A 19,797-nucleotide genomic window follows, 5' to 3' on the forward strand; every position below is an offset into this window, starting at 1 on the left:
ATGAGCAAAGCGCTTATGATTCAAGGCACTGGCTCCAATGTTGGTAAGTCCATGCTGGTCGCGGGGCTGTGTCGGGCTGCGGTGAAACGCGGGCTGTCGGTGGCACCGTTTAAGCCACAGAACATGTCCAACAATGCGGCGGTGACCTCTGATGGCGGGGAGATCGGGCGGGCGCAGGCGCTGCAAGCGATGGCCTGTTGTAAGGCGCTGACGGTGGATATGAATCCGGTTCTGCTGAAGCCAGAGACAGATGTGGGCGCTCAGGTTGTGGTGCAGGGCAAACGGCTGACCACGGCAAAGGCGCGAGACTACGCCAAGCTGAAACCGCAGTTGATGGAGGCGGTGCTTGAAAGCTTCAACCGCTTGAAATCTAAAAACGATCTGGTGATTGTGGAGGGGGCAGGCAGCCCGGCAGAGGTGAACCTGCGCCGGGGAGACATTGCCAATATGGGCTTTGCGCAGGCTGCAGATGTGCCTGTTGTGCTGGCCGGAGACATCGACCGGGGCGGCGTGATTGCACAGGTCATTGGCACGCAGGCGGTGATCTCTGAGGAAGATGCCGTCAAGGTTGCCGGGTTTATGATCAACAAATTTCGGGGCGATCCCAGTTTGTTTGATGACGGCTATGACTTCATCAAAGAACGTACTGGATGGTCTGGGTTCGGCGTGTTGCCCTATTTTGGGGATGCGTGGAAACTGCCCGCAGAAGATGCGCTGGACATCAAAAATGCCAAGCGCGACGGGGGGCTGAAGGTGGTGTGCCTTGGCCTGTCGCGGATTGCCAATTTTGACGATCTTGACCCGCTGGCACAGGAACCCGGCGTGTCGCTGACCATGCTGCGCGCAGGCGCGCCGATCCCCGGCGATGCCGATGTGGTGATCATTCCGGGCAGCAAATCCACCCGTGGTGATCTGGCGTTTCTGCGTGCGCAGGGGTGGGATATTGATCTTGCCGCGCATGTGCGTCGTGGCGGGCATGTGCTTGGGATTTGTGGAGGATATCAAATGCTTGGCGTTTCTGTGCGGGATCCGGATGGGATTGAGGGGCCTACAGGGGAGACCGAAGGGCTGGGGCTCTTAAATGTGGTCACGGAGATGACAGCGGACAAGCGGCTGACCGAAACAGAGGCAGTGCATGTGGCCTCCGGGCAGAGCTTTTGTGGCTATGAAATCCACATAGGACGAACCGATGGAGAGGACCGTGCGCGCCCCTTTGCGCGGGTGGCTGGGCGTGATGAAGGGGCGGTGTCTGCGAATGGGCGGATCAGCGGCAGCTATCTGCATGGGATGTTTCGCGATGACGGGTTCCGCGCGGCTTGGCTGTCTGCACTTGGGGCAGAAGCGGGACAGGTTGGATATGACTCCACAGTGGAGGCTGTTTTGGACGATCTGGCGGCGCATATGGAGCGCCATCTGAATGTGGAGGCTTTGCTGGGTGTGGCTCGATAACTTCTTGCCTCCGGCGGGGATATTTACAGTCAAATGAAGGGTTTAGAGGTCTTTTCTTAGGGCGCGCACGGACGTGCCGTGGGCAGATTTGAAGGCGCGGGCGAAGCTTGTGGGGCTGGAAAACCCGGTCAGCAGGGCGATGTCGCGGACAGGAAGGGTGGTGTCCGTGGCCAGGCGCAGGGCCTCTTCCAGTCGCATGCGTAGGTAGACGGCTTGTGGTGTGGCCTGAAGATGGGATTGGAACGTCAGTTCCAATGTGCGTGTGGAGAGACCCAGAAGCTGAGCGATTTCGGTGATTTTCTTTGGTGCATCAAGGGATTGGCTCATTATGTCCAGCGCCTTGGTCATCTGAGGGTGGTGGTGGATGGCGCGTGGCAAAGAGATCGGGCGCTGGGCGCTGGCGGGCATTGGATCATAGAGAAAGGCACTGCTGACACGGCGGGCCAGATCGGCACCGTAGCGGGTTTCGATCAGGTAGAGCATCATGTCGATACAGGGGCTGGCGCCGCCGGATGTGGCGAAGCGGCCGGAGAGGCAGAAGCGATCACGAATTGTGGTAACATTCGGAAATTTAATGGAGAATTCCTCTATGTCTTCCCAGTGTGTGGTGGCGGTGTGGCCGTCCAGAAGCCCGGCCTGCGCAAGAAACCAAGGGCCGCCGTCGATGGCGGCGATGGTGGCACCGCTGGCATAGAGGCGGCGCAATGAGGCGAGCAGGCGCGGCGTGGCTTGCTCTTTGAGACGAAAGCCCGCAACCACCAGAAGCAGATCGCAGGAGAGCAGCTGTTCGATGGCTAAGCCGTTGATCTGCAATCCACTTGTCAACGTCGCCGGGGCTTCTGTGGCGGTGTAGAACTGCCAGCGAAATACCGTTTTTCCGGCGCGGCGGTTGGCGGCGCGCATCGGGTCTACTGTGGCGGCAAAGCTCAGCGTGTTGCAGTCATCCAAGACCAGAATGGCAGTATTCAGCGGCGCTGGGTTGGGATGAAAAATATTGGGTTCTGCGGATTTTGACATATCATTTGCGTAAAGTGAAAACTGTTGCGTGGCAAGCGGGGTACAGTTGGGTCAGATGTCAGAAAGGAATCACCATGCCGCTGCAAATGAATCGTGAGGTTTTCATCACCTGTGCCGTAACCGGATCGGGCGGAACGCAGGATCGCAGCCCGCATGTGCCGCGTAGCCCCAAGCAGATTGCCGAGAGTGCGATTGCCGCAGCGAAAGCAGGCGCGGCGGTGGTGCATTGCCATGTGCGTGACCCGGACACCGGTGCGCCGAGCCGCGATTTGGGGCTTTATCGCGAGGTGACAGACCGCATCCGCGACAGCGAAGTCGATATGGTGTTGAACCTGACCGCCGGCATGGGCGGTGACATGGTGTTTGGCGGTGTGGAGACCCCGCTGCCCACCGTGGCGGGCACCGATATGGTGGGGGCCACCGAGCGGGTGGCGCATGTGGCGGAATGCCTGCCGGAGATCTGCACATTGGATTGCGGCACGATGAACTTTGCCGAGGCCGACTATGTGATGACCAACACACCGGGCATGCTGACGGCGATGGGAAAAATGATGACAGATCTGGGGGTTAAGCCCGAGATTGAGGCCTTTGACACTGGGCATCTTTGGTATGCCAAACAGCTGGTCAAAGATGGCGTGCTGGAGCCCAATGCGCTTGTGCAGCTCTGCATGGGCGTGCCGTGGGGCGCACCGGATGATCTCAACACCTTTATGGCGATGGTCAACAATGTGCCGGACGACTGGACGTTTAGCGCGTTTTCTCTGGGTCGCAATCAGATGGCCTATGTCGCGGCTGCGGTGCTGGCGGGTGGCAATGTGCGCGTGGGGCTGGAGGACAACCTGTGGCTCGACAAAGGGGTGCTGGCGGAAAACTGGCAGCTTGTGGAGCGTGCGGGCACGATCATTGAGAACATGGGCGCGCGAGTGATTGGCCCGGCGGAAGTGCGCGAAAAGCTTGGCTTGGTGAAACGCGCGCCGAAGGGCTGAGGCCTTGCAGGAGTGCGGCGCAACAGCTGCGCGCGGCGGGGTAAGCTTTGCTGGCTTTTGGGCCCACCGCGCGCTGTTTGGCCAAAAACACAACACGTCGGTATTGCGTCGGTATCCCTACGGTATTGCGTCGGTGCCAAAAACGGCCCTTGAGTCGGCGGTGCAATGGTTAAGAAAGGCCGTTGCGCGGCCTTTTTTGCGCGCGGCAGAGCGGCGGGTTTCAGGCGGGTTTGATCCGGCACAGGAAGCAGTTGTTGGAGGCGCTGCGCACATCGACAAAGGCGATGTCGTCCCGCGCAAGCAGGCTGGCGGCGTAGGCGCTGATCTCTGCTGTCGGGGTGATCTGGCCGGTGCCGTAGACAATGCGCTCATCAGAACTGTAGCCGCGGACAATATGGCTGGGCGCGCTCAGGATCGCCGGAAGGGCGGCGCTTGGCAGCGTGCCTGCGCAGCTCTCACAGAGATAGATCGGGCCGGTTTCGGTAAAGGCATTCTGCCCTTTAAAGGGGCGGTGGGCCAGTGTGAGGAACGGCTGCCCAGCGGCGGTTTCAGTAAGACAGGACCGGCAGGGATGTCCGGGACCGTCACAGATCGCGTGCTCGACAGGGTTACCGTAGGAATCGATGCGGCTGTCGCGAATTGCGGCCACGGTGGCTCTGGGAAGCGGGTGAAATTGAATAGTCATAATGTGTCTCCTTTTGGACGGGAGACTATGGGGCACCCTGAGATGCAGCGACCCGGATCATGCGGAAAAGACGTGGGATGGCGATGAGGGGCAAGGCACTGAGCTTCAAACAGAGAACACCATCTCATAAGCCAAATGGAAACTATTGTATTGCCCGGATGACTCGGGTCTACCTGACTTCATTTGCAAACAGACTTCCGGAAAGACCTCCATGTTTTTTATCCTAACTATGGCATTTTTGATCGGCGCGATGTCCGCCTTGGTGAGCTACCTTCAATATGATGCGGCGTGGTGGAAAGGCCTATTGGGGGCTGCGCTAATGATTGGGGCTTCTCTGGGCATCGCGTCCTGGGCGACTGCGCCTGAAGTGGCTGTGGGCGATCAGGTCATCCTCGCAGCGGGGATGTTGATCTGGTGCGGGGCAATCACGGCGCTTGTAGTGGTGGCCACGCTGGTGGCGCGCAGGCGTTTTTCAGAACGACAAACAGTGACAGCTGCTTTCTTTGGGGGCGCAGCATTATTTGTAATCGCTCTATTTGGGCTCAACTAATGAACTGGAACATGACATGACAAAGACAGCAGCGGTCATTGGCGGCGGGGTTATTGGCGGCGGATGGGCCGCGCGGTTTTTGCTCAATGGCTGGGATGTGCGGGTGTTTGACCCGGACCCGGAGGCGGAGCGCAAGATTGGTGAGGTGATTGCCAATGCGCGGGTGAGCCTGCCGGGGTTGAGCGACACGGCCTTGCCTGCCGAGGGGGCGCTCACCTTTCATGAGACCATGTCAGAGGCTGTGGACGGTGCGGCTTGGATTCAGGAGAGCGTACCGGAGCGGCTGGAGCTGAAGCGGAAGGTATATCAGACGCTGCAGGAGCATTGCGACGAGGACGCCATCATTGGCAGCTCCACCAGTGGGTTTAAGCCGAGCGAATTGCAGGGCTGCGCCTCGCGGCCTGCGCAGATTGTGGTGACCCATCCGTTTAATCCGGTCTATCTGATGCCGCTGGTTGAAGTGGTGCCCACCGAGAAAAACCCACCAGAGATGGTGGCGCGGGTGAAGGAGATCCTGACCGGTGTGGGCATGTTCCCGCTGCATGTGCGCAAGGAGATTGATGCCCATATTGCGGATCGCTTCCTTGAGGCGGTGTGGCGTGAGGCGCTTTGGCTGGTGAAAGACGGGATTGCCACCACCGAGGAGATTGATGAGGCGATCCGCATGGGCTTTGGCATTCGCTGGGCGCAGATGGGGCTGTTTGACACCTATCGCGTGGCGGGCGGTGAGGCTGGGATGAAGCATTTCATGGCGCAGTTTGGCCCCGCTTTGGAATGGCCTTGGACCAAGCTGATGGATGTGCCGGAGTTCACCGAAGAGTTGGTGGATCTGATCGCAGGGCAGTCTGATGAACAGTCTGGCCATATGAGCATTCGCGAGATGGAGCGCATTCGCGACAACAACCTTGTGTCGATGATGCGGGCCTTGAAAGCGCAGGACTTTGCCTCTGGCGTGGTGCTGAACAAACATGACGCAAAGCTCTCTGCCGAGGCGGGCATGGTGCGCAAGGCGAGTGAGATTGCGGACCCGAGGCAGCCGATTGTAACGGTGCGTCGGGCGGTGCCGATCGACTGGCTGGATTACAACGGGCATATGACCGAGAGCCGCTATCTGCATGCTTTTGCCGATGCCACTGACCGGCTGATGGAGATCATTGGTTGTGATCAGGCCTATATCGCCACAGGCGGGAGCTTCTTCACCGCGGAGACCCATATCCGGCATATTGACGAGACCCATTTGGGCAGCGTGATTGAGGTGCGCACCCGCGTGCTGATGGGCGAAGGCAAGAAGATGCATGTTTGGCATGAGATGTATGCCGGGGAGAAACTCCTGGCGACGGGGGAGCATATTCTGATCCATGTGAGCCTTGAGACCCGCCGTCCTGCGCCGTTTAGCGCAGAGATCGCGGCCAATCTGAAGATGATCTGTGACGCGCAGGCGGAGCTGCCTGCCCCAGAAGGTGCTGGGCGCTATGTAGGGCAGCCGCGATGAGTGGGCGGGTTCTGATCACAGCGGGGGCCTCTGGGGTTGGCTTTGCCATGGCGGAGGCTTTTGCGCGTGATGGCTGGCAGGTGTGGATTGCAGATGTGGATGGTGCGGCCTTAGCTGCCGCGCCTCAGAATTGGCGCAAAACTGAGATGAGCGTCACCGACGAAGACGCTGTTTCTGCGTTATTTTCTGAGATTGGCGCGACTTGGGGCGGTTTGGATGCGCTTTGCGCAAATGCCGGTGTTGCTGGGCCTACTGCGGCAGTGGAGGATATAAATCTGCAGGACTGGCAGGCCTGTGTGGCGGTCAATCTGGAAGGGGCGTTTCTGGCGGCAAAATATGCGGCGCCGATGATGAAGGCGGCGGGCCGGGGTGCGATTGTGGTCACCAGCTCTACGGCGGGGCAATATGGCTATCCCTATCGTGCGCCCTATGCGGCGGCCAAATGGGCGGTAATTGGATTGACCAAGACGCTGGCGATGGAACTGGGGCCGCATGGGGTGCGGGCGAATGTGATCTGCCCCGGTGCGGTGGAAGGGCCGCGCATGGAAGGCGTGCTGGCGCGGGAAGCGGCGGCCAAGGGCATGACGCGCGATCAGGTCTATGAGGGCTATGCCTCTGGCACGGCGCTGGGGGCGTTTGTGGAAGGCCGGGATGTTGCGGATATGGCCGCGTTTCTGGCGTCTGACAAGGCGCGGATGATCAGCGGGCAGGTGATTGCGGTGGATGGGTTTACCATCAACCCGGACCCTCAACTCTAGAGGCGCGCGCTGCGGTCTTCAATTGATCTAAGTCAAAGTCATCTTTTGAATCCCATTCCATTAATGGAATATGTTTAGGGAGACAAAGACTTGAGAGACATTTTGAAGGAGGCGCACAGTCGTCGCGCGTTTTTGAGCATGGCGGCGGGTGCGGGAGCCGTGGCTGTATCCGGCGGCGCGCGCGCGGCGCGGGCGCAGGTTCAAACCAAGGCGCATATCGTTATTTTGGGTGCGGGTGCGGCAGGTGCCGCGCTGGCCAACCGCTTGACAGAACGGCTGGATGGGGCGCAGATCACGATTGTGGATGGGCGGGCTGAGCATTGGTATCAGCCCGGTTTCAGTCTGATTGCCGCCGGGCTCAAACCTGCCAGCTATTCCGTGAGTCAAACCACGGATTGGTTGCCCAAGGGTGTCACGCTGAAGGCGGACTGGGCGGCGGAAATCGACCCGGAAGCGCGCAAGCTGCGCCTACAGGGTGGTGAGACGCTGACCTATGACTATTTGATCGTGGCCACCGGGCTCACGCTGGATCATGCGGCGATTGAAGGCTTTTCGTTGGACCTCGTGGGCAAAGACGGGATTGGCGCGCTTTACGCGGGGCCACAGTATGCGGCACGTACATGGCAGGCGGCTTCCGCTTTTGTGGAGCAGGGCGGCGTCGGGATTTTCACGCGGCCAGCCACCGAAATGAAATGCGCCGGTGCGCCGCTCAAACATACGTTTCTGATTGACGACATTGCGCGGGATGCCGGCACCCGAGGCAAAATGGACCTCACTTATGCCGCCAACAACAACAGCCTGTTTGGGGTGCCGATTGTGGCAGAGAAAGTGCGCATGCTGTTTGGAGATAGGGGCATTGATGCGCAATACGCGCATGTGCTGCGCGCCATTGAACCCGGCGCGAAGCGTGCGATTTTTGACACGCCAGAGGGACGCGTTGAGCGAGACTATGACTATCTGCATGTGATCCCGCCACAGCGTGCGCCAGATGTGGTGCGTCAATCTGGCCTCAGCTGGGCGGATAAATGGGTCGATCAGGGCTGGGTTGAAGTGGATAAACACAATCTGCGCCATCGTCGTTATTCCGAAGTCTTTGCGCTGGGCGATGTGGCGGGCGTGCCCAAGGGCAAGACGGCGGCCTCCGTCAAATGGCAGGTCCCTGTTGTGGAGGATCATCTGGTGGCGCAGATTGCCGGAGATACCGCAGAGACCAGCTATCACGGCTATACTTCCTGTCCGCTGATCACGCGGGTTGGGCGTGCGATGCTGATCGAGTTTGACTATAACGACAATCTGGTTCCTAGCTTCCCCGGAGTGATTGCTCCGCTCGAAGAGCTTTGGATCAGTTGGTTGATGAAAGAGGTGGCTCTGAAGGCGACCTACAATGCAATGCTGCGCGGCAAAGCCTGAGGAGGGTGCAATGAAAGATCTGACGTTTGAAACCCTTTGGGCGGTGTTTGAGGAAGTCTTTGGCAAAGGACTTTTCTGGGCCATGGTGCTGGCTGCTGTGGTGGTGACGCTGGCCTATCTTTTTGTGCTGATCCGGGATCGTGCGGTGAGTTGGCGCAAGTTCCTTTGGGCGCAGATGTCCATGCCGTTTGGGGCGCTGGGCGCGGTGCTGTTTGTGCAATGGGCCACAAAATCGAGCTTTGCCGATTTGGGCGGGCCCATTGATGTGATTGTCATGTTGATGGTGGCCGCCGTGGGCGCCATCGGTCTGGCCATTCTGGTCTATACGCTGGAGGCACTTCTGGTGCGGCGTCCCAGCGAATAAGAGAGGTGCGGTCTCAGCCACCGGTTTTGAGGGCTGAGACGTGATCGGCAAACTGGCGCGCCGGGATATCGGCCTGGCGTACCAGATCATCAAAATGCTCGGTGAAGCTTGTGACCCGTTCGGTGTCGCGAAAGGCCAGATAGTTTCGCCCCAGATAGAGCACAGCCAAGAGCGGACCAAAGACCGTGATCGGGCTTGAGAACAGCCGGTGCGCATCGAACAGATAGAGCCGCATGCGCGGATAGAGCTGAGCGCTGAGCGTGGCGAAATGTGCAAGCTGACGCGTACGGATCTCTTCGGGCAGGCCTGCATAGTAGCCTTCGCCGCGTGCAAAGGCCTCGATCTCATGCCGCGGCAAGGCAATTTCGTAATCTGAAGGCGAGGATCGCATCCAATCAAGACGGTCACGGGAGGCATTGATGGCCTGTTCCGTGGTGCGCCCCAGATGGGCGGAGTATTCCCAGACCAGCATCTCATCAATTTTGAGCATATCGGGCAGGCCCGTTGGCACATGGCGGATTTTGTAGCCCGCCGCCTCTTTGTGCCAGGCAAAGATCTGTTCATCCACCAGCGCGCGGGGCGCTTTGGTCACCGTGAGCGCGTTGGCCAGAATATCAGCGGTGTTTTCCGGGCGATCGGTGAGCGACAGCAGCCAGTCGGCAGACACGCCCAGAGCCGCAGCACATTCACCCACGACCTGTGCATTGGGCAGCCGCGCGCCGCTGTCTTTCAAAAGCTGGCTTATGGTGGAGCGATCCACGCCAATATGACGTGCCAGCGCGGCCTGTGTCATGGCGCGGTCCTGCATGGCCGTGGCAAGGCGCTGGCGGAACCGATCCGCGCGCAAGCGTTTGTCGATATTCTCTATCATTTGGTGATAAATGTCCTCAGTGCAGATTTTTGTTAATTATATCCAGAATGCCGCAACATGCTTTGGGGTGCTACTGCTTTTGTGAAAACCAAAGACATATGGGCTGAATTTATGGAAACACGCCGCCGCTCGCTTGTGAAAGCTGTGATCTGGAATGTGATTGGCATTGTGTCCATGACCTTGGTGGGGTTGCTGGCCACGGGCTCGGCCAGCCTTGGGGGGAAGATGGCGCTGATCAACACGGTGATCGGTTTTGGCTGTTACCTGATTTATGAGCGGGTCTGGTCCAATATCCATTGGGGGCGACGCGGGTGATTGCCTGTCTAAGATCGCCGTACTGAGGGACGAACGGGCCGGGGGACGAACGGGGCGTGACAATGTCAAAGGCGCAGGGCATGAAGGCGGCATGGACCTCTGGATCATTGCCTCTCTCGCCGCTGCGGGTTCTCAGACCGTACGCTTCATGTTGCAGAAACATCTGGCACAGGTGTCGCTTTCGGCCGCTGGCGCCACGTTTGCGCGGTTTGTCTATTCTGCGCCGCTGGCCTTTGGGCTTTTGCTGGCGCTGGTGCTGAGCGGGCAGGTGAGCCTGCCGCCTTTGCCGCTGGCGTTCTGGGGATATGGCATTGTCGGCGGCGCAGCGCAGATTACGGCGACGGTCTGTACTGTCATGCTGTTTGGGCGCCGCAACTTTGCCGTGGGCATGGCTTTCATCAAGACCGAAGTGCTTTTGACGGTGCTGGTTGGTTTGCTGGTGCTTGGGGAAAGTGTGAGCCTGACCGGGTTGTTGGCGATTGTGCTGGGGGTCTGTGGCGTGCTGATCCTGTCCGGGCCGATTGAAGGTGGGCAGCAGGGCTGGCGGCGGATTTTGACGCCTTCCGCTGCGCTGGGCCTGAGTGCTGGCGCGCTTTTTGGCGTCTCTGCGGTGTGTTATCGCGGGGCGTCATTGCAGGTGGCGGTGGATGCGCCCATGGCGCGCGCGCTGATCACCCTTGCGGCGGTGACCATGATGCAGATGCTGGGCATGTGGCTTTGGTTGAGGCTGCGTGAGCCGGGAGAGGTGCGCCGTGTGCTGGGGGCCTGGCGCAGCGCGAGTTTCATTGGCGTGACCAGCATGGCGGGCAGCTTCTGTTGGTTTACCGCCTTTACGCTGCAAAACGCGGCTTATGTGAAAACCGTTGGGCAGATCGAACTGGTCTTTGGCATTTTGGGCACGGTGTTGATCTTCCGTGAAACCATCAGCCGCCGGGAATATCTGGGGATGGGGCTGCTGGCCACGTCGATTTTGGCGCTGATCCTGTTGGGCTGAACCGGACCTGTCGCGGTTCAGCGATCCTGTGTGCGGCCGTGTAGGCGCATGAACAGGCTTTCTTCGTCATCATTGCGAAAGAAGGGCACCGCTTCGGGTGGTGTGCGATCGGTGATGCGGGCTTCGATTTCGGCCAGAACCACCTCGGTGATGAAGGGCAGATCAAAGCCGCGCACGTCTTTGATGGGGATCCACTGAAGGTGGGAGAGCTCTTCGCAGGCGGCGGAGAAATCATCCAGATCGCTGGCAATCTCCTCTGCATCCAGCAGAAAGAAACGCGCATCAAAGCGGCGCGGACGGCCCGGAGGCGTGATGGCGCGGAAGACAAATTGCAGCGCCTGCGCATCGGGCACATGGCCGGTGGCGGCGTAGCTTTCCCAATCTGCTGGGGGGGGAACCTCCCAGGTGCCAGGCCGGCCGAGAATGAGCCCGGTTTCTTCCCAGAGTTCCCGGATTGCCGCAGCGGCCAGCGCGGGGAGGATGCTGGCATCGGTATCCGCGCGCAAATCCTCGAGCAGGCGTGTGCTGCAAAAGTCCGAAATGGGGGCAGCCAGAGGGATGTGGGCATCCCCGGGATCCACGGCACCGCCGGGGAACACCACTTTGTTGGGCATGAACGCCGCTTTGGCTCCCCGCTGTCCCATCAGGATGGCAGGGTTGGTGTCGCGGTCACGCACCACAATCACCGTTGCGGCGTTGCGAATGGCGGTTTTGTCGATGCTCATTGTGATGTGCTCCCCTCGCGTCGCAGGGTGGTGCCGGGTCTTATTCGAACCCATGCATCCGGCGCGCCCATTGGAACGCAACCACACACCCCTTCATTCTGGGGAGAAGGTAGAGGGAGAGGCCGACACAGCCAACCGCAAAAACGGTAAAAAGGATCCAAGGATCTGGGCGCCAATGCACGAAGGCCACATGAAGCAGCGGTGCCAGAAGGTGGCCCACGATCAGAATGGTCAGATAGGCCGGGCCATCATCGGCGCGGTGGTGGTGAAATTCTTCTTTGCAGACCGGGCAGTGGTCACGCACTTTCAGATAGCCTTTGAGCATCGGGCCTTCGCCGCAATTCGGGCACTTGCACCGAAAGCCGCGCAAAAGCGCCTGTTTCATGGGTCTTTCTTCGATGGTCACTGTGGAATCGGTCATTTCGGGTCCTCGCTGTTCGCTGCGCCAAGATGTGCCCGTTCGCGCAAACATGAAAGAGGTCAAAAGGACTTGCGTCGCGATGTCGCAAATCCGGCTGGGCAGCATTGGCACGGTAGCATTTCTTTTTGTCTCTTTTCAGCCGGTTAGAAAAAAAGATGCAGAAAATGCGACGGAACTGCGGGGCGCGGGCGTTTTAGGATCACTGAACAGGCGATGAGCCGGCGCCGGAAACGGCCCTTAACCAGGAGAGTATTGAGATGAAGAGCACTATGATCATCGGAGCCGTTGTTGTTGCAGCCCTGGGCGTGACTGCGGTGGGAGCTGCTGCGAAAGAAGGCGGCAAGATGCGCCACCATCGGGGCCACATGCTTAACTTTGAGCAGTTGGATACAAATGCGGATGGCTTTGTCACCCCCGAGGAACTGGCGGCACAGGCACAAGCACGGTTTGACGCAATGGATGCGGACAAAGATGGCGGCCTCACGCTGGAAGAGCTCAAGGCGCATGCCGAAGCAAACGGCAAAGACCGTATGGTGAAAGGCGCGGAGCGGATGTTTTCGCGCAAAGATGCGAATGGGGATGGCACATTGAGCCCTGAGGAAATGATGCCCAGTACCGAGCGTCAGGCCAAGATGCTTGGCAAGTTTGACACGGATGGTGACGGAAAAATCTCCACCGCAGAATATGAGGCTGTCACCGCAGACCGTCAGAGCAAGCGCGCGGCCCATAAGGCAGAGATGTTCAAAAAGCTGGATACCAATGGCGATGGCACCATCAGCCAAGAGGAATGGGATGCCGCGAAAGAGGCACGTGGCAGCAAAGTTCGTGGGGCAGATACGCAGAGCAACTGATCCTTGAGACAGGCAGAACTCGGGCGGCAGCGGTTGCCCGAGATTGCAACCCGCATGAAGAGACGCTAGCCATCGAGACTATGACGATGCCCTACGATCAACAGGATGATGTCCCTGATGATACCTTGTTGGTGCTTTATGCCAATGGGGACGACACGGCGGCGCGCGCGCTGACGCTGAGGCTGACGCCTCGAGTGTTTTCGCATGCGTTTCGCATGTTGGGAGATCGGGCAGAGGCAGAGGACGTGGCGCAGGAGGCCATGATCCGCCTGTTTCGCCAGGCACCGGAGTGGCGACAAGGGGAAGCCAAGGTCACCACATGGTTATATCGCGTCACGGCCAATCTGTGTACGGATCGGTTGCGCAAAGCCAAGGGGGTGGCGCTTGATGCGATTGCCGAGCCTGAGGATGACGCCAAAACGGCGGCGCAATCTATGCTGGATCAGGCGCGGTCAGAGGCTCTACAAAGGGCTTTGGCGACTTTGTCTGAGCGGCAAAGGGAGGCGGTGGCCTTGCGCCATTTGCAGGGGTTGAGCAATCCGGAGATTGCAGAGGTTATGACAATCAGCATTGAGGCTGTGGAAAGTCTGACGGCACGGGGAAAACGGGCGCTGGCTGCCGCTTTGGCGGATCAGCGCGAGGCACTGGGGTATACCGATGGCTGATAAGTTTGACGATGACATGCTGAACGATCTGTTTGCTGCCGCACGGTCCGACGTGCGTGTGGCGCCCGACCCGGATTTGATGGCGCGCGTACTGGCGGATGCCGAGGCAGTGCAAGCCTCCTGGGCGCGCGATGATGCCGGGGCCTGTGCCGAGGCCAGCATGCCCAGTCTCTGGCAGGGTATTCTGTCCGCTTTGGGAGGATGGGGCTCTTTGAGCGGCGTGGCTATGGCCGGTGTTGCCGGTGTTTGGATTGGCGTGGTGTCGGGCTCTACACTGATGACCAATACGCTTGGCCTTGATCTTTCTGGGACGGGTGCCCAAACCTATTTGTCCGATCTGGACGTGAGCTACGCCCTTGAACTGGACGTGGAGGAATAAAATGAGCGAAGAGAGCAAAACCAAAGGCAAAAAGCGCGGTGTGATGCGGGCGCTTTTGATTGGGTCGCTGGCGCTTAACCTGCTGATTGTGGGCGTTGTGGGCGGAGCCATCTTCAGTTTCAAACGCCATGGTTCAGACGGGGGGAGTGACCGCTTCAGCGCCCCCTTTGTGCGGGCGTTGAGCCATGAGGACAAGCGCATGGTGGGGCGCGATATCCGGCGGTCTTTCCGCGAAGCTTCGGTGGATCGTAGTGGCGATCAGTTGCTGTATCAAACCGCGTTGCAGCAGTTGCGCGCGCAGCCTTTTGATGTGGATACGCTGCGGGAAACGGTGGGCGCGCTCGATCAGGCAAGCGCGGATCGCCGGATGCTTGCGCGTCAGAGCTTTCTGAGCCGAATTGATGCCATGAGTGATGCCGAGCGTCTGATCTACGCGGATCGTTTTGAGGAGATGATCATGCGCAAGGAGCGGGGTGGAAAGCATGATGGCAAACACGTGGACAAAAAACACCACTAAAAACACGGCTGACCTTCGGTGACAGAGGGTTCTTGCAACTGAAATGCCGTGAAGATCACAAAAGCGCGCCCCGGGCGCGCTTTGCTTGTTTGAGAGCACCGTTTGCCGAAGTGGGGAAGGCGGGCGCGCGCGTTAGGCGGCGGGCAAGGACAAGGTGACCTTGTCGCGGCCCTCGGCCTTGGCGCCATAGAGTGCCTGATCTGCGCGATCAATCAATGCGGAGGCGATGGCCTCATGTGATTTGGCGCAGTTGGGCAGAGCGTTTTTCTTGGCCTTGAGCATATCACTGCCCATGGCCACCCCAATGCTGACCGTGACGGGGATCTGAATGTCACGCCCCCGCAGGGCAACAGGCTCCGTCCGCACCGCGTCGCACAGGCGCTCAGCAATCTTGGCCGCATCCTCAGCATTGTCAGTTTGCGCAACGATCAGGAATTCTTCACCGCCCATGCGGGCAATCAGATCGGTTTGTGACAGGCAGCGGCGCATCCGGCGCGCCACCTCGGCGAGCACCATATCTCCGGCGGCGTGGCCAAAGCGATCGTTTACACGTTTGAAGTGATCCAGATCGGCAAGCATGACAGCGAAGTCCCCGCGTTGGGTGTCGGCATGCTGGGCCATTTTCGACAGATGCGGCATCGCATAGCGGCGGTTGAACAGGCCGGTCAGAGGATCCGTGACCGCCGCCGCAAGCCCATCGTCCACCCGTTTGCGCAGCCGGTCTGCAAGACGTTTGCGTGCGATCATACTGTCCAGACGCAGGGCAGCCTCTTCGGCATCAAAACCATCGCTCAGCACATCGTTGGCACCCAGATCGAGCGCGTTGACGCGGGCGGAGTCGTTATTTTCATCCAGCACGACCAACACGGCGGCTTCTCGCGTGGTGGCGCGGGCACGGACCTCTGCCAGCAGGCGCAGCGCATCTTCTGGAAGGGCCGTTTGCAGGGAGATGACAATCGCATCTGGGGCACTGAACTGTGACATGTCGCGCATGATCTCAGGCAGTGGTTGGCTGCGCAGACCATAGGGCACAATGCGCTGCAACTGCCGGCACCATTCCTGGCCCGTCGCAGTGGAGTGGCCGGCAATCAGAACCTGCGCGGGGCGGTCAAAGCCCTGCATGGCGTCCGCCAGACCGGGCAGGCGGCCTGCCTGTTCACGAAGACGCAGCTCTTCATAGGAGTTGCGCGCGCGCATGATCGAGCGGATTCGCGCCAGAAGCGCGTCGGTGGTGACAGACATTTCAAACGCGTCATCGGCGCCTGCGCGCAGAGCCGCGATGCGATCTGCGCGGCTGCCATCGGTGTGCACAAGCAGGATGGGCAGATGGGCGAATGCGGGGTTCTCTTTGATCTTGGCGCAGAGCGTGAGCGCGCTCATGTCAACGAGATCTCCGCCCAGAACCAGAAGGTCTGGGAGATCTGCCTGAAGCAAATCCAAAGCCTCGCCAGCGCTGGCGGCCTGTTCGACTTGAACAAAAGCGCCGGCCAATTTGACTTTCAACAAGATACGGTTCGCCGAGATACTGTCGACGATCAAGACATGAGCTGCCATAAGAAAACCTGAAAACTGTGGAAAAAGGGACAAGGTCATAATGGCTGAGCAATGGTTAACAAACTCTTTCGAAAGTTTTGACAAATGAATATGTCTCAAGACTTTGCGGAAACCGTTGCGCTGAAGGCTTTGGGCTGGTTGGTGACCCAAGATGAGGTGGTTTCGGTCTTTCTTGGGGCTACTGGTGCGTCGGTTGAAGACCTGCGCGCGCGGGCGGGTGATTCTGACTTTATGGGGTCCGTGCTGGAATTCCTGACCATGGATGATGCCTGGGTTGTGGCCTTTTGCGATGCCAATGAGCTCGCCTATGAGGTGCCGTTGCAAGCAGCGCATCAGTTGCTGGGGGCATCTCGGGCCCATTGGACGTGAAACACTGCGCGGCGCATGTGTGGTTTTGCTTGCGTCAGCAGGGGACGCGGGGCACGGTGCTGCGATGAACGCAGATCTGGCAGGATTGCCGGGCGTAAGAGCGAAGACATCACAAAAGGCAATATGATGCGGGTTGACGGACTTCTGTTTGATAAAGACGGTACGTTGTTTGATTTTGGAGCCACTTGGAACGGTTGGGCGGCGCAGATGATTGCGCGCTTTGCCGCCGGGGACGCGGATTTGGCAGGGCGCATTGCGCAGGCTTTGGATTATGATCTTCAGGCGCAGGCCTTTTTGCCAGACAGTTTTGTCATTGCCGGGACCAATCGTGAAGCCGCAGAAGCGGTGGCAAGTGTTCTGCCTGAGGGGGATGTGGACCAGATTGAGACGGATCTGATGCTGGCTGCTGCGGAGGCACCTTTGTCACCTGCTGTCCCGCTTGGGCCGCTGATGGACGGTTTTTTGAACCATGGCTTGCAGCTTGGCGTGATGACCAATGATACCGAATACGGGGCGCGGGCGCATCTGCGTGAAGCAGGTGTTGAGGATCGTTTTGGCTTCATTGCCGGGTTTGACAGCGGATTTGGGGCCAAGCCGGACCCTGCGCCGCTTTTGGCATTTGCGGATCATGCCGCCTTGTCACCGGGCCGCGTGGCCATGGTGGGCGACAGTACGCATGATTTGATCGCGGGACGCCGTGCCGGGATGCAGACCGTGGCCGTTCTGACCGGAGTAGCCGGGGCGGAAGAGTTGGCCCCTCTTGCAGATGTGGTTCTGACCAATATTGGGCATCTTCCAGATTGGGTGAACAGCTGAGCGGTAGTTGCGCTTGAGCGCGCTGCTTTCAGTCTGAGATGATGATTGCTATGGCCGTGCCCTAAATATTGCGCGGCCTGCCCCAGGTTGCCCTTATTTTTCGGGCGAATAGGCCCATGTTTTGACTTAAGGTCAACCCTCAAAGCATTGTTTTCCTGAGCCAAGACCGATAGAGAATGCGCGACATTTGCAGGAGGGGAGCCATGCATATGCAAGATGGGCGCACGGTAGCGGGGCGCGCTGAAATGGCATTGGTCGGCGGTTTTGCCGGCCTTTCTATCTGGGCGCTTGTGGAGCAGATCCCCGAGGTCGTGACGCAGCCGCATGCCTATCTGGCCGTCTTCAGCTTTGTGTCTGGTTTTTTTGCCGTACTTCTTGGGTTGAGTGGTCCTTATCGGGTGGGGCGCTCCATCTGGCCCGCTCTGTGTCTTTCCGCTGTTGCGGCAGTGTTGTTTTTTGCGGCCGGTTTGCGCTTTGACACATTGGAGACGTTTTTTGACGCAGGCTACCCGGCGATTGCCTGGGCGATCTTGCTTGCGATCGGCACGCCATTTGCTGCCAGTCTTTTACGAGACCACCGCATGGTTTGGGACTATGTGCATCTGTTTGATGTGAGTTGGGGTATCCTTGTGCGCTATTCTGCCGCCTGGCTCTTTGCCGGAGTGTTCTGGGCGGTGGTGTTTCTGAGTGATGCGCTTTTGCAGATCGTCGGGCTGACGGTCATTGACGATCTGCTGGATATTGATGCTGTGCCCTATTTGATCACCGGAGCAGCGCTGGGGCTTGGCCTATCGGTGGTGCATGAAATGCGGGACTATCTGTCGCCTTTCCTTGTGCTTCGGCTCCTGCGGCTCCTCATTCCGGTTGTCCTGGCGGTGGTGGTGGTGTTTGTCATCGCTGCCCTGTTGCAGGATCCGGGGGCCTTGTTTGGCAGCCTGAGCCGGGCCGGAACCCTTTTGGCGGTGGCGGTGGCGATGATCAGCCTTGTCAGTGTTGCGCTGGATCGTGGGGATGCCGATGCCGTTCCAAGCGGGTGGATGCGCTGGGCCACCGGTGCGCTGGCGCTGCTCTTGCCGGTGATTGCCGCCCTCGCGGGCTATGCTTTATGGTTGCGTGTTGCGCAGCATGGCTGGACACCACCGCGGCTTGCGGCGGTCTGTTCGGCGGGTATCGTGGCGATCTATGCGCTCACTTATGCTATCGCCGTTATAACCGGGCGCGGATGGATGCGGCGCATTCGGCAGGCCAATATTGTGATTGCAGGTCTGGTTCTGGCGCTTGCAGCGCTGTGGTTGACGCCTCTCCTGAATGCAGAGCGGATTTCAAGCGCATCGCAGGTTGCGCGCATTCTTCGGGAGGATCTGTCACCCGCCGAGGCACCGCTTTGGGAGTTGCAGAATGACTGGGGCCGTGCCGGACAACGTGGGCTGGATTTTCTGATCGCGCAGTTGGGGAATGATCACCCAGAGTACGCAAAGGCGATTGCGGCCTTGAGTAAGGCGCCGAGCAAATGGGAGCTGGAGCAGGTGACGCAGGATACGCGTGAGCTGCGCGATGCCGAGGCTTTGTTGAATTCTTTGAGTGTCATTCCCGCAGAAGCTGATATTCAGGCGCAGAATTTGCTTGCTTGGCCCGGATATCGCCTTAGAAACTGGGCGGAACTGTGCGAAAAACGGTCGGATCCTGGCTGTGTTTTGCTGCTCGGCGACTTTCAGCCGACACAATTAGGGAGAGAGGGTTTTTTGTTTTTGCCCACCAATGGACGAAATTTTACCGTTTTTAGTGTGTTTGAACGGGGGGCAGATCTTTTCATAGGTGCAAACGTGCCGACGGAGGGCGCCATGCAGGTGACCCGTGGACATGTTGAGCATATAATGGAAGGACGTTTTGAGGTTGCCCCAAGTAGCCGCAATTCCTTGTGGATTGGTACGTTGGAGTTGTTTCCAGAATTCTGACGTGTTGGGGAAATCTTAAGATGGGTCGTGTCATAGTGTGTATGACGGAAGAGGTGTACTGATGCATGGGTTGATCAACAGAGCAATACAATGCTTTGTCCGCGACAGCTATGGGCAGTCGCGCTGGATCGATGTGACCCGTCTTGCCAGCGTGGAGACCACGGATTTTGAAGCCATGCTGCACTATGAAGACAGCGTGACGGACGATCTGATCATGGCCAGCGCCAAAGTCATCGGCGCGCCACGTGAGACCATTCTTGAGGACATCGGCACCTATTTGGTCACGCATCCCAATGTTGAAGCGCTGCGGCGGTTGCTGCGATTTGGGGGGCTGGATTTTGTTGAGTTTTTGCACTCTTTAGATGAATTACCCGAACGGGCGCGCTTGGCCGTTGATGATCTGATTTTGCCTTCGCTTGAACTGCGAGAGCATTCCTCTGAGTGTTTCAGCCTGACTTGCCGCCATGACCACCTTGGCTTTGGACATGTGATGATCGGTATTTTGCGCACAATGGCTGACGATTATGGCGCGCTTGTGTTTCTGGAGCATAAGGGCGCGCAGCAGGATGCGGAGGTGATCGACATCACCTTGGTGGAGAATGCTTTTGCGAGCGGCCGTGAATTTGAACTGGGAGCACGGGCAGGGTGAGCGAG

General features: G+C 58.9%; 23 protein-coding genes. 17 read left to right on the top strand and 6 right to left on the bottom strand.

Features of this window, described 5'->3' with window-relative positions; all coding sequences use genetic code 11:
- Complete coding sequence (locus tag J7382_RS15880; protein ID WP_209069996.1) at positions 1–1,449, top strand: cobyric acid synthase; 1,449 nt, start codon at positions 1–3, stop codon at positions 1,447–1,449.
- Positions 1,450–1,491: 42 nt separating this feature from the next.
- Here J7382_RS15880 and J7382_RS15885 read toward each other — a convergent pair whose 3' ends face one another.
- Positions 1,492–2,466, bottom strand: a complete 975-nt coding sequence (locus J7382_RS15885; protein WP_209069997.1) for a GlxA family transcriptional regulator — start codon at positions 2,464–2,466, stop codon at positions 1,492–1,494.
- A gap of 74 nt (positions 2,467–2,540) precedes the next feature.
- Between J7382_RS15885 and J7382_RS15890 the strand changes: the two genes are divergently transcribed.
- Positions 2,541–3,452 (top strand): 3-keto-5-aminohexanoate cleavage protein, encoded by a 912-nt coding sequence (locus J7382_RS15890; protein WP_209069998.1) that lies wholly within the window; start codon positions 2,541–2,543, stop codon positions 3,450–3,452.
- Between the two features lie 220 nt (positions 3,453–3,672).
- Here J7382_RS15890 and J7382_RS15895 read toward each other — a convergent pair whose 3' ends face one another.
- On the bottom strand, positions 3,673–4,137 hold the full coding sequence (locus J7382_RS15895) for a DUF1203 domain-containing protein (protein WP_209069999.1): 465 nt from the start codon (positions 4,135–4,137) through the stop codon (positions 3,673–3,675).
- Between the two features lie 211 nt (positions 4,138–4,348).
- Here J7382_RS15895 and J7382_RS15900 point away from each other — a divergent pair, with 211 nt between their 5' ends.
- The 5 genes from J7382_RS15900 to J7382_RS15920 all read left to right on the top strand — a co-directional run bounded on the left by J7382_RS15900 (position 4,349) and on the right by J7382_RS15920 (position 8,711).
- Positions 4,349–4,687, top strand: coding sequence for a hypothetical protein (locus J7382_RS15900; protein WP_209070000.1), 339 nt, complete (start codon positions 4,349–4,351; stop codon positions 4,685–4,687).
- 16 nt (positions 4,688–4,703) lie between these two features.
- On the top strand, positions 4,704–6,179 hold the full coding sequence (locus J7382_RS15905; protein ID WP_209070001.1) for a carnitine 3-dehydrogenase: 1,476 nt from the start codon (positions 4,704–4,706) through the stop codon (positions 6,177–6,179).
- Positions 6,176–6,937 (top strand): SDR family oxidoreductase, encoded by a 762-nt coding sequence (locus J7382_RS15910; protein WP_209070002.1) that lies wholly within the window; start codon positions 6,176–6,178, stop codon positions 6,935–6,937. The genes J7382_RS15905 and J7382_RS15910 overlap by 4 nt, the downstream gene beginning before the upstream one ends.
- 138 nt (positions 6,938–7,075) lie before the next feature.
- On the top strand, positions 7,076–8,347 hold the full coding sequence (locus tag J7382_RS15915) for an FAD/NAD(P)-binding oxidoreductase (RefSeq protein WP_209070104.1): 1,272 nt from the start codon (positions 7,076–7,078) through the stop codon (positions 8,345–8,347).
- 10 nt (positions 8,348–8,357) lie between these two features.
- Complete coding sequence (locus J7382_RS15920) at positions 8,358–8,711, top strand: DUF5368 domain-containing protein (protein ID WP_209070003.1); 354 nt, start codon at positions 8,358–8,360, stop codon at positions 8,709–8,711.
- 13 nt (positions 8,712–8,724) lie between these two features.
- Here the strand turns inward: J7382_RS15920 and J7382_RS15925 are convergent, their stop codons facing one another.
- Positions 8,725–9,582: a helix-turn-helix transcriptional regulator gene (locus J7382_RS15925; RefSeq protein ID WP_209070004.1), complete on the bottom strand. Its 858-nt coding sequence runs from the start codon at positions 9,580–9,582 to the stop codon at positions 8,725–8,727.
- A 111-nt stretch (positions 9,583–9,693) separates the two neighbouring features.
- Between J7382_RS15925 and J7382_RS15930 the strand changes: the two genes are divergently transcribed.
- Positions 9,694–9,897, top strand: a complete 204-nt coding sequence (locus tag J7382_RS15930) for a DUF2061 domain-containing protein (RefSeq protein ID WP_209070005.1) — start codon at positions 9,694–9,696, stop codon at positions 9,895–9,897.
- 91 nt (positions 9,898–9,988) lie between these two features.
- Positions 9,989–10,891 carry a DMT family transporter gene (locus J7382_RS15935; protein WP_209070006.1) on the top strand — a complete coding sequence of 301 codons (903 nt, stop codon included), beginning with the start codon at positions 9,989–9,991 and terminating at the stop codon, positions 10,889–10,891.
- A gap of 17 nt (positions 10,892–10,908) precedes the next feature.
- Here the strand turns inward: J7382_RS15935 and J7382_RS15940 are convergent, their stop codons facing one another.
- Positions 10,909–11,616 (bottom strand): NUDIX hydrolase, encoded by a 708-nt coding sequence (locus J7382_RS15940; RefSeq protein ID WP_209070007.1) that lies wholly within the window; start codon positions 11,614–11,616, stop codon positions 10,909–10,911.
- A 40-nt stretch (positions 11,617–11,656) separates the two neighbouring features.
- The gene (locus J7382_RS15945; RefSeq protein ID WP_058240927.1) at positions 11,657–12,037 is read right to left on the bottom strand and encodes a DUF983 domain-containing protein; all 381 of its coding nucleotides are present in this window, start codon (positions 12,035–12,037) and stop codon (positions 11,657–11,659) included.
- 257 nt (positions 12,038–12,294) lie between these two features.
- Between J7382_RS15945 and J7382_RS15950 the strand changes: the two genes are divergently transcribed.
- The 4 genes from J7382_RS15950 to J7382_RS15965 all read left to right on the top strand — a co-directional run bounded on the left by J7382_RS15950 (position 12,295) and on the right by J7382_RS15965 (position 14,449).
- Positions 12,295–12,888 carry an EF-hand domain-containing protein gene (locus tag J7382_RS15950; protein ID WP_209070008.1) on the top strand — a complete coding sequence of 198 codons (594 nt, stop codon included), beginning with the start codon at positions 12,295–12,297 and terminating at the stop codon, positions 12,886–12,888.
- 80 nt (positions 12,889–12,968) lie between these two features.
- Complete coding sequence (locus tag J7382_RS15955; protein ID WP_209070009.1) at positions 12,969–13,553, top strand: RNA polymerase sigma factor; 585 nt, start codon at positions 12,969–12,971, stop codon at positions 13,551–13,553.
- Complete coding sequence (locus J7382_RS15960) at positions 13,546–13,932, top strand: hypothetical protein (protein WP_209070010.1); 387 nt, start codon at positions 13,546–13,548, stop codon at positions 13,930–13,932. Before J7382_RS15955 ends, J7382_RS15960 begins: the two co-directional genes overlap by 8 nt.
- Position 13,933: 1 nt before the next feature.
- Complete coding sequence (locus tag J7382_RS15965) at positions 13,934–14,449, top strand: periplasmic heavy metal sensor (protein WP_209070011.1); 516 nt, start codon at positions 13,934–13,936, stop codon at positions 14,447–14,449.
- A gap of 132 nt (positions 14,450–14,581) precedes the next feature.
- On the opposite strand, the gene J7382_RS15970 is transcribed toward J7382_RS15965, so the two are convergent.
- Positions 14,582–16,003 (bottom strand): diguanylate cyclase, encoded by a 1,422-nt coding sequence (locus J7382_RS15970; RefSeq protein ID WP_209070012.1) that lies wholly within the window; start codon positions 16,001–16,003, stop codon positions 14,582–14,584.
- Between the two features lie 84 nt (positions 16,004–16,087).
- Here J7382_RS15970 and J7382_RS15975 point away from each other — a divergent pair, with 84 nt between their 5' ends.
- From J7382_RS15975 to J7382_RS15990, 4 genes are all read left to right on the top strand, one after another.
- Complete coding sequence (locus tag J7382_RS15975; RefSeq protein WP_209070013.1) at positions 16,088–16,372, top strand: DUF3572 domain-containing protein; 285 nt, start codon at positions 16,088–16,090, stop codon at positions 16,370–16,372.
- 126 nt (positions 16,373–16,498) lie between these two features.
- Entirely contained in the window at positions 16,499–17,188 is a 690-nt protein-coding gene (locus J7382_RS15980; RefSeq protein WP_209070014.1) for an HAD family hydrolase, read from the top strand.
- Between the two features lie 203 nt (positions 17,189–17,391).
- Positions 17,392–19,143 carry a DUF4153 domain-containing protein gene (locus J7382_RS15985; RefSeq protein ID WP_209070015.1) on the top strand — a complete coding sequence of 584 codons (1,752 nt, stop codon included), beginning with the start codon at positions 17,392–17,394 and terminating at the stop codon, positions 19,141–19,143.
- Between the two features lie 61 nt (positions 19,144–19,204).
- Positions 19,205–19,792 carry a heme NO-binding domain-containing protein gene (locus tag J7382_RS15990; protein WP_209070016.1) on the top strand — a complete coding sequence of 196 codons (588 nt, stop codon included), beginning with the start codon at positions 19,205–19,207 and terminating at the stop codon, positions 19,790–19,792.
- The last annotated feature ends 5 nt before the right edge of the window (positions 19,793–19,797 follow it).

The sequence above is a fragment of the Shimia sp. R11_0 genome, from assembly GCF_017744035.1.
Taxonomy (GTDB): domain Bacteria; phylum Pseudomonadota; class Alphaproteobacteria; order Rhodobacterales; family Rhodobacteraceae; genus Shimia; species Shimia marina.

Bases quoted from the DNA above. Each gene is read 5' to 3' on its own strand.
- J7382_RS15950 (WP_209070008.1), top strand. From the start codon at position 12,295: ATGAAGAGCACTATGATCATCGGAGCCGTTGTTGTTGCAGCCCTGGGC.
- J7382_RS15915 (WP_209070104.1), top strand. From the start codon at position 7,076: ATGGCGGCGGGTGCGGGAGCCGTGGCTGTATCCGGCGGCGCGCGCGCG.
- J7382_RS15960 (WP_209070010.1), top strand. From the start codon at position 13,546: ATGGCTGATAAGTTTGACGATGACATGCTGAACGATCTGTTTGCTGCC.
- J7382_RS15900 (WP_209070000.1), top strand. From the start codon at position 4,349: ATGTTTTTTATCCTAACTATGGCATTTTTGATCGGCGCGATGTCCGCC.
- J7382_RS15885 (WP_209069997.1), bottom strand. From the start codon at position 2,466: ATGTCAAAATCCGCAGAACCCAATATTTTTCATCCCAACCCAGCGCCG.
- J7382_RS15990 (WP_209070016.1), top strand. From the start codon at position 19,205: ATGCATGGGTTGATCAACAGAGCAATACAATGCTTTGTCCGCGACAGC.
- J7382_RS15880 (WP_209069996.1), top strand. From the start codon at position 1: ATGAGCAAAGCGCTTATGATTCAAGGCACTGGCTCCAATGTTGGTAAG.
- J7382_RS15905 (WP_209070001.1), top strand. From the start codon at position 4,704: ATGACAAAGACAGCAGCGGTCATTGGCGGCGGGGTTATTGGCGGCGGA.
- J7382_RS15955 (WP_209070009.1), top strand. From the start codon at position 12,969: ATGACGATGCCCTACGATCAACAGGATGATGTCCCTGATGATACCTTG.
- J7382_RS15925 (WP_209070004.1), bottom strand. From the start codon at position 9,582: ATGATAGAGAATATCGACAAACGCTTGCGCGCGGATCGGTTCCGCCAG.
- J7382_RS15930 (WP_209070005.1), top strand. From the start codon at position 9,694: ATGGAAACACGCCGCCGCTCGCTTGTGAAAGCTGTGATCTGGAATGTG.
- J7382_RS15980 (WP_209070014.1), top strand. From the start codon at position 16,499: ATGCGGGTTGACGGACTTCTGTTTGATAAAGACGGTACGTTGTTTGAT.
- J7382_RS15970 (WP_209070012.1), bottom strand. From the start codon at position 16,003: ATGGCAGCTCATGTCTTGATCGTCGACAGTATCTCGGCGAACCGTATC.
- J7382_RS15975 (WP_209070013.1), top strand. From the start codon at position 16,088: ATGAATATGTCTCAAGACTTTGCGGAAACCGTTGCGCTGAAGGCTTTG.
- J7382_RS15890 (WP_209069998.1), top strand. From the start codon at position 2,541: ATGCCGCTGCAAATGAATCGTGAGGTTTTCATCACCTGTGCCGTAACC.
- J7382_RS15910 (WP_209070002.1), top strand. From the start codon at position 6,176: ATGAGTGGGCGGGTTCTGATCACAGCGGGGGCCTCTGGGGTTGGCTTT.
- J7382_RS15940 (WP_209070007.1), bottom strand. From the start codon at position 11,616: ATGAGCATCGACAAAACCGCCATTCGCAACGCCGCAACGGTGATTGTG.
- J7382_RS15920 (WP_209070003.1), top strand. From the start codon at position 8,358: ATGAAAGATCTGACGTTTGAAACCCTTTGGGCGGTGTTTGAGGAAGTC.
- J7382_RS15965 (WP_209070011.1), top strand. From the start codon at position 13,934: ATGAGCGAAGAGAGCAAAACCAAAGGCAAAAAGCGCGGTGTGATGCGG.
- J7382_RS15945 (WP_058240927.1), bottom strand. From the start codon at position 12,037: ATGACCGATTCCACAGTGACCATCGAAGAAAGACCCATGAAACAGGCG.
- J7382_RS15985 (WP_209070015.1), top strand. From the start codon at position 17,392: ATGCATATGCAAGATGGGCGCACGGTAGCGGGGCGCGCTGAAATGGCA.
- J7382_RS15895 (WP_209069999.1), bottom strand. From the start codon at position 4,137: ATGACTATTCAATTTCACCCGCTTCCCAGAGCCACCGTGGCCGCAATT.
- J7382_RS15935 (WP_209070006.1), top strand. From the start codon at position 9,989: ATGGACCTCTGGATCATTGCCTCTCTCGCCGCTGCGGGTTCTCAGACC.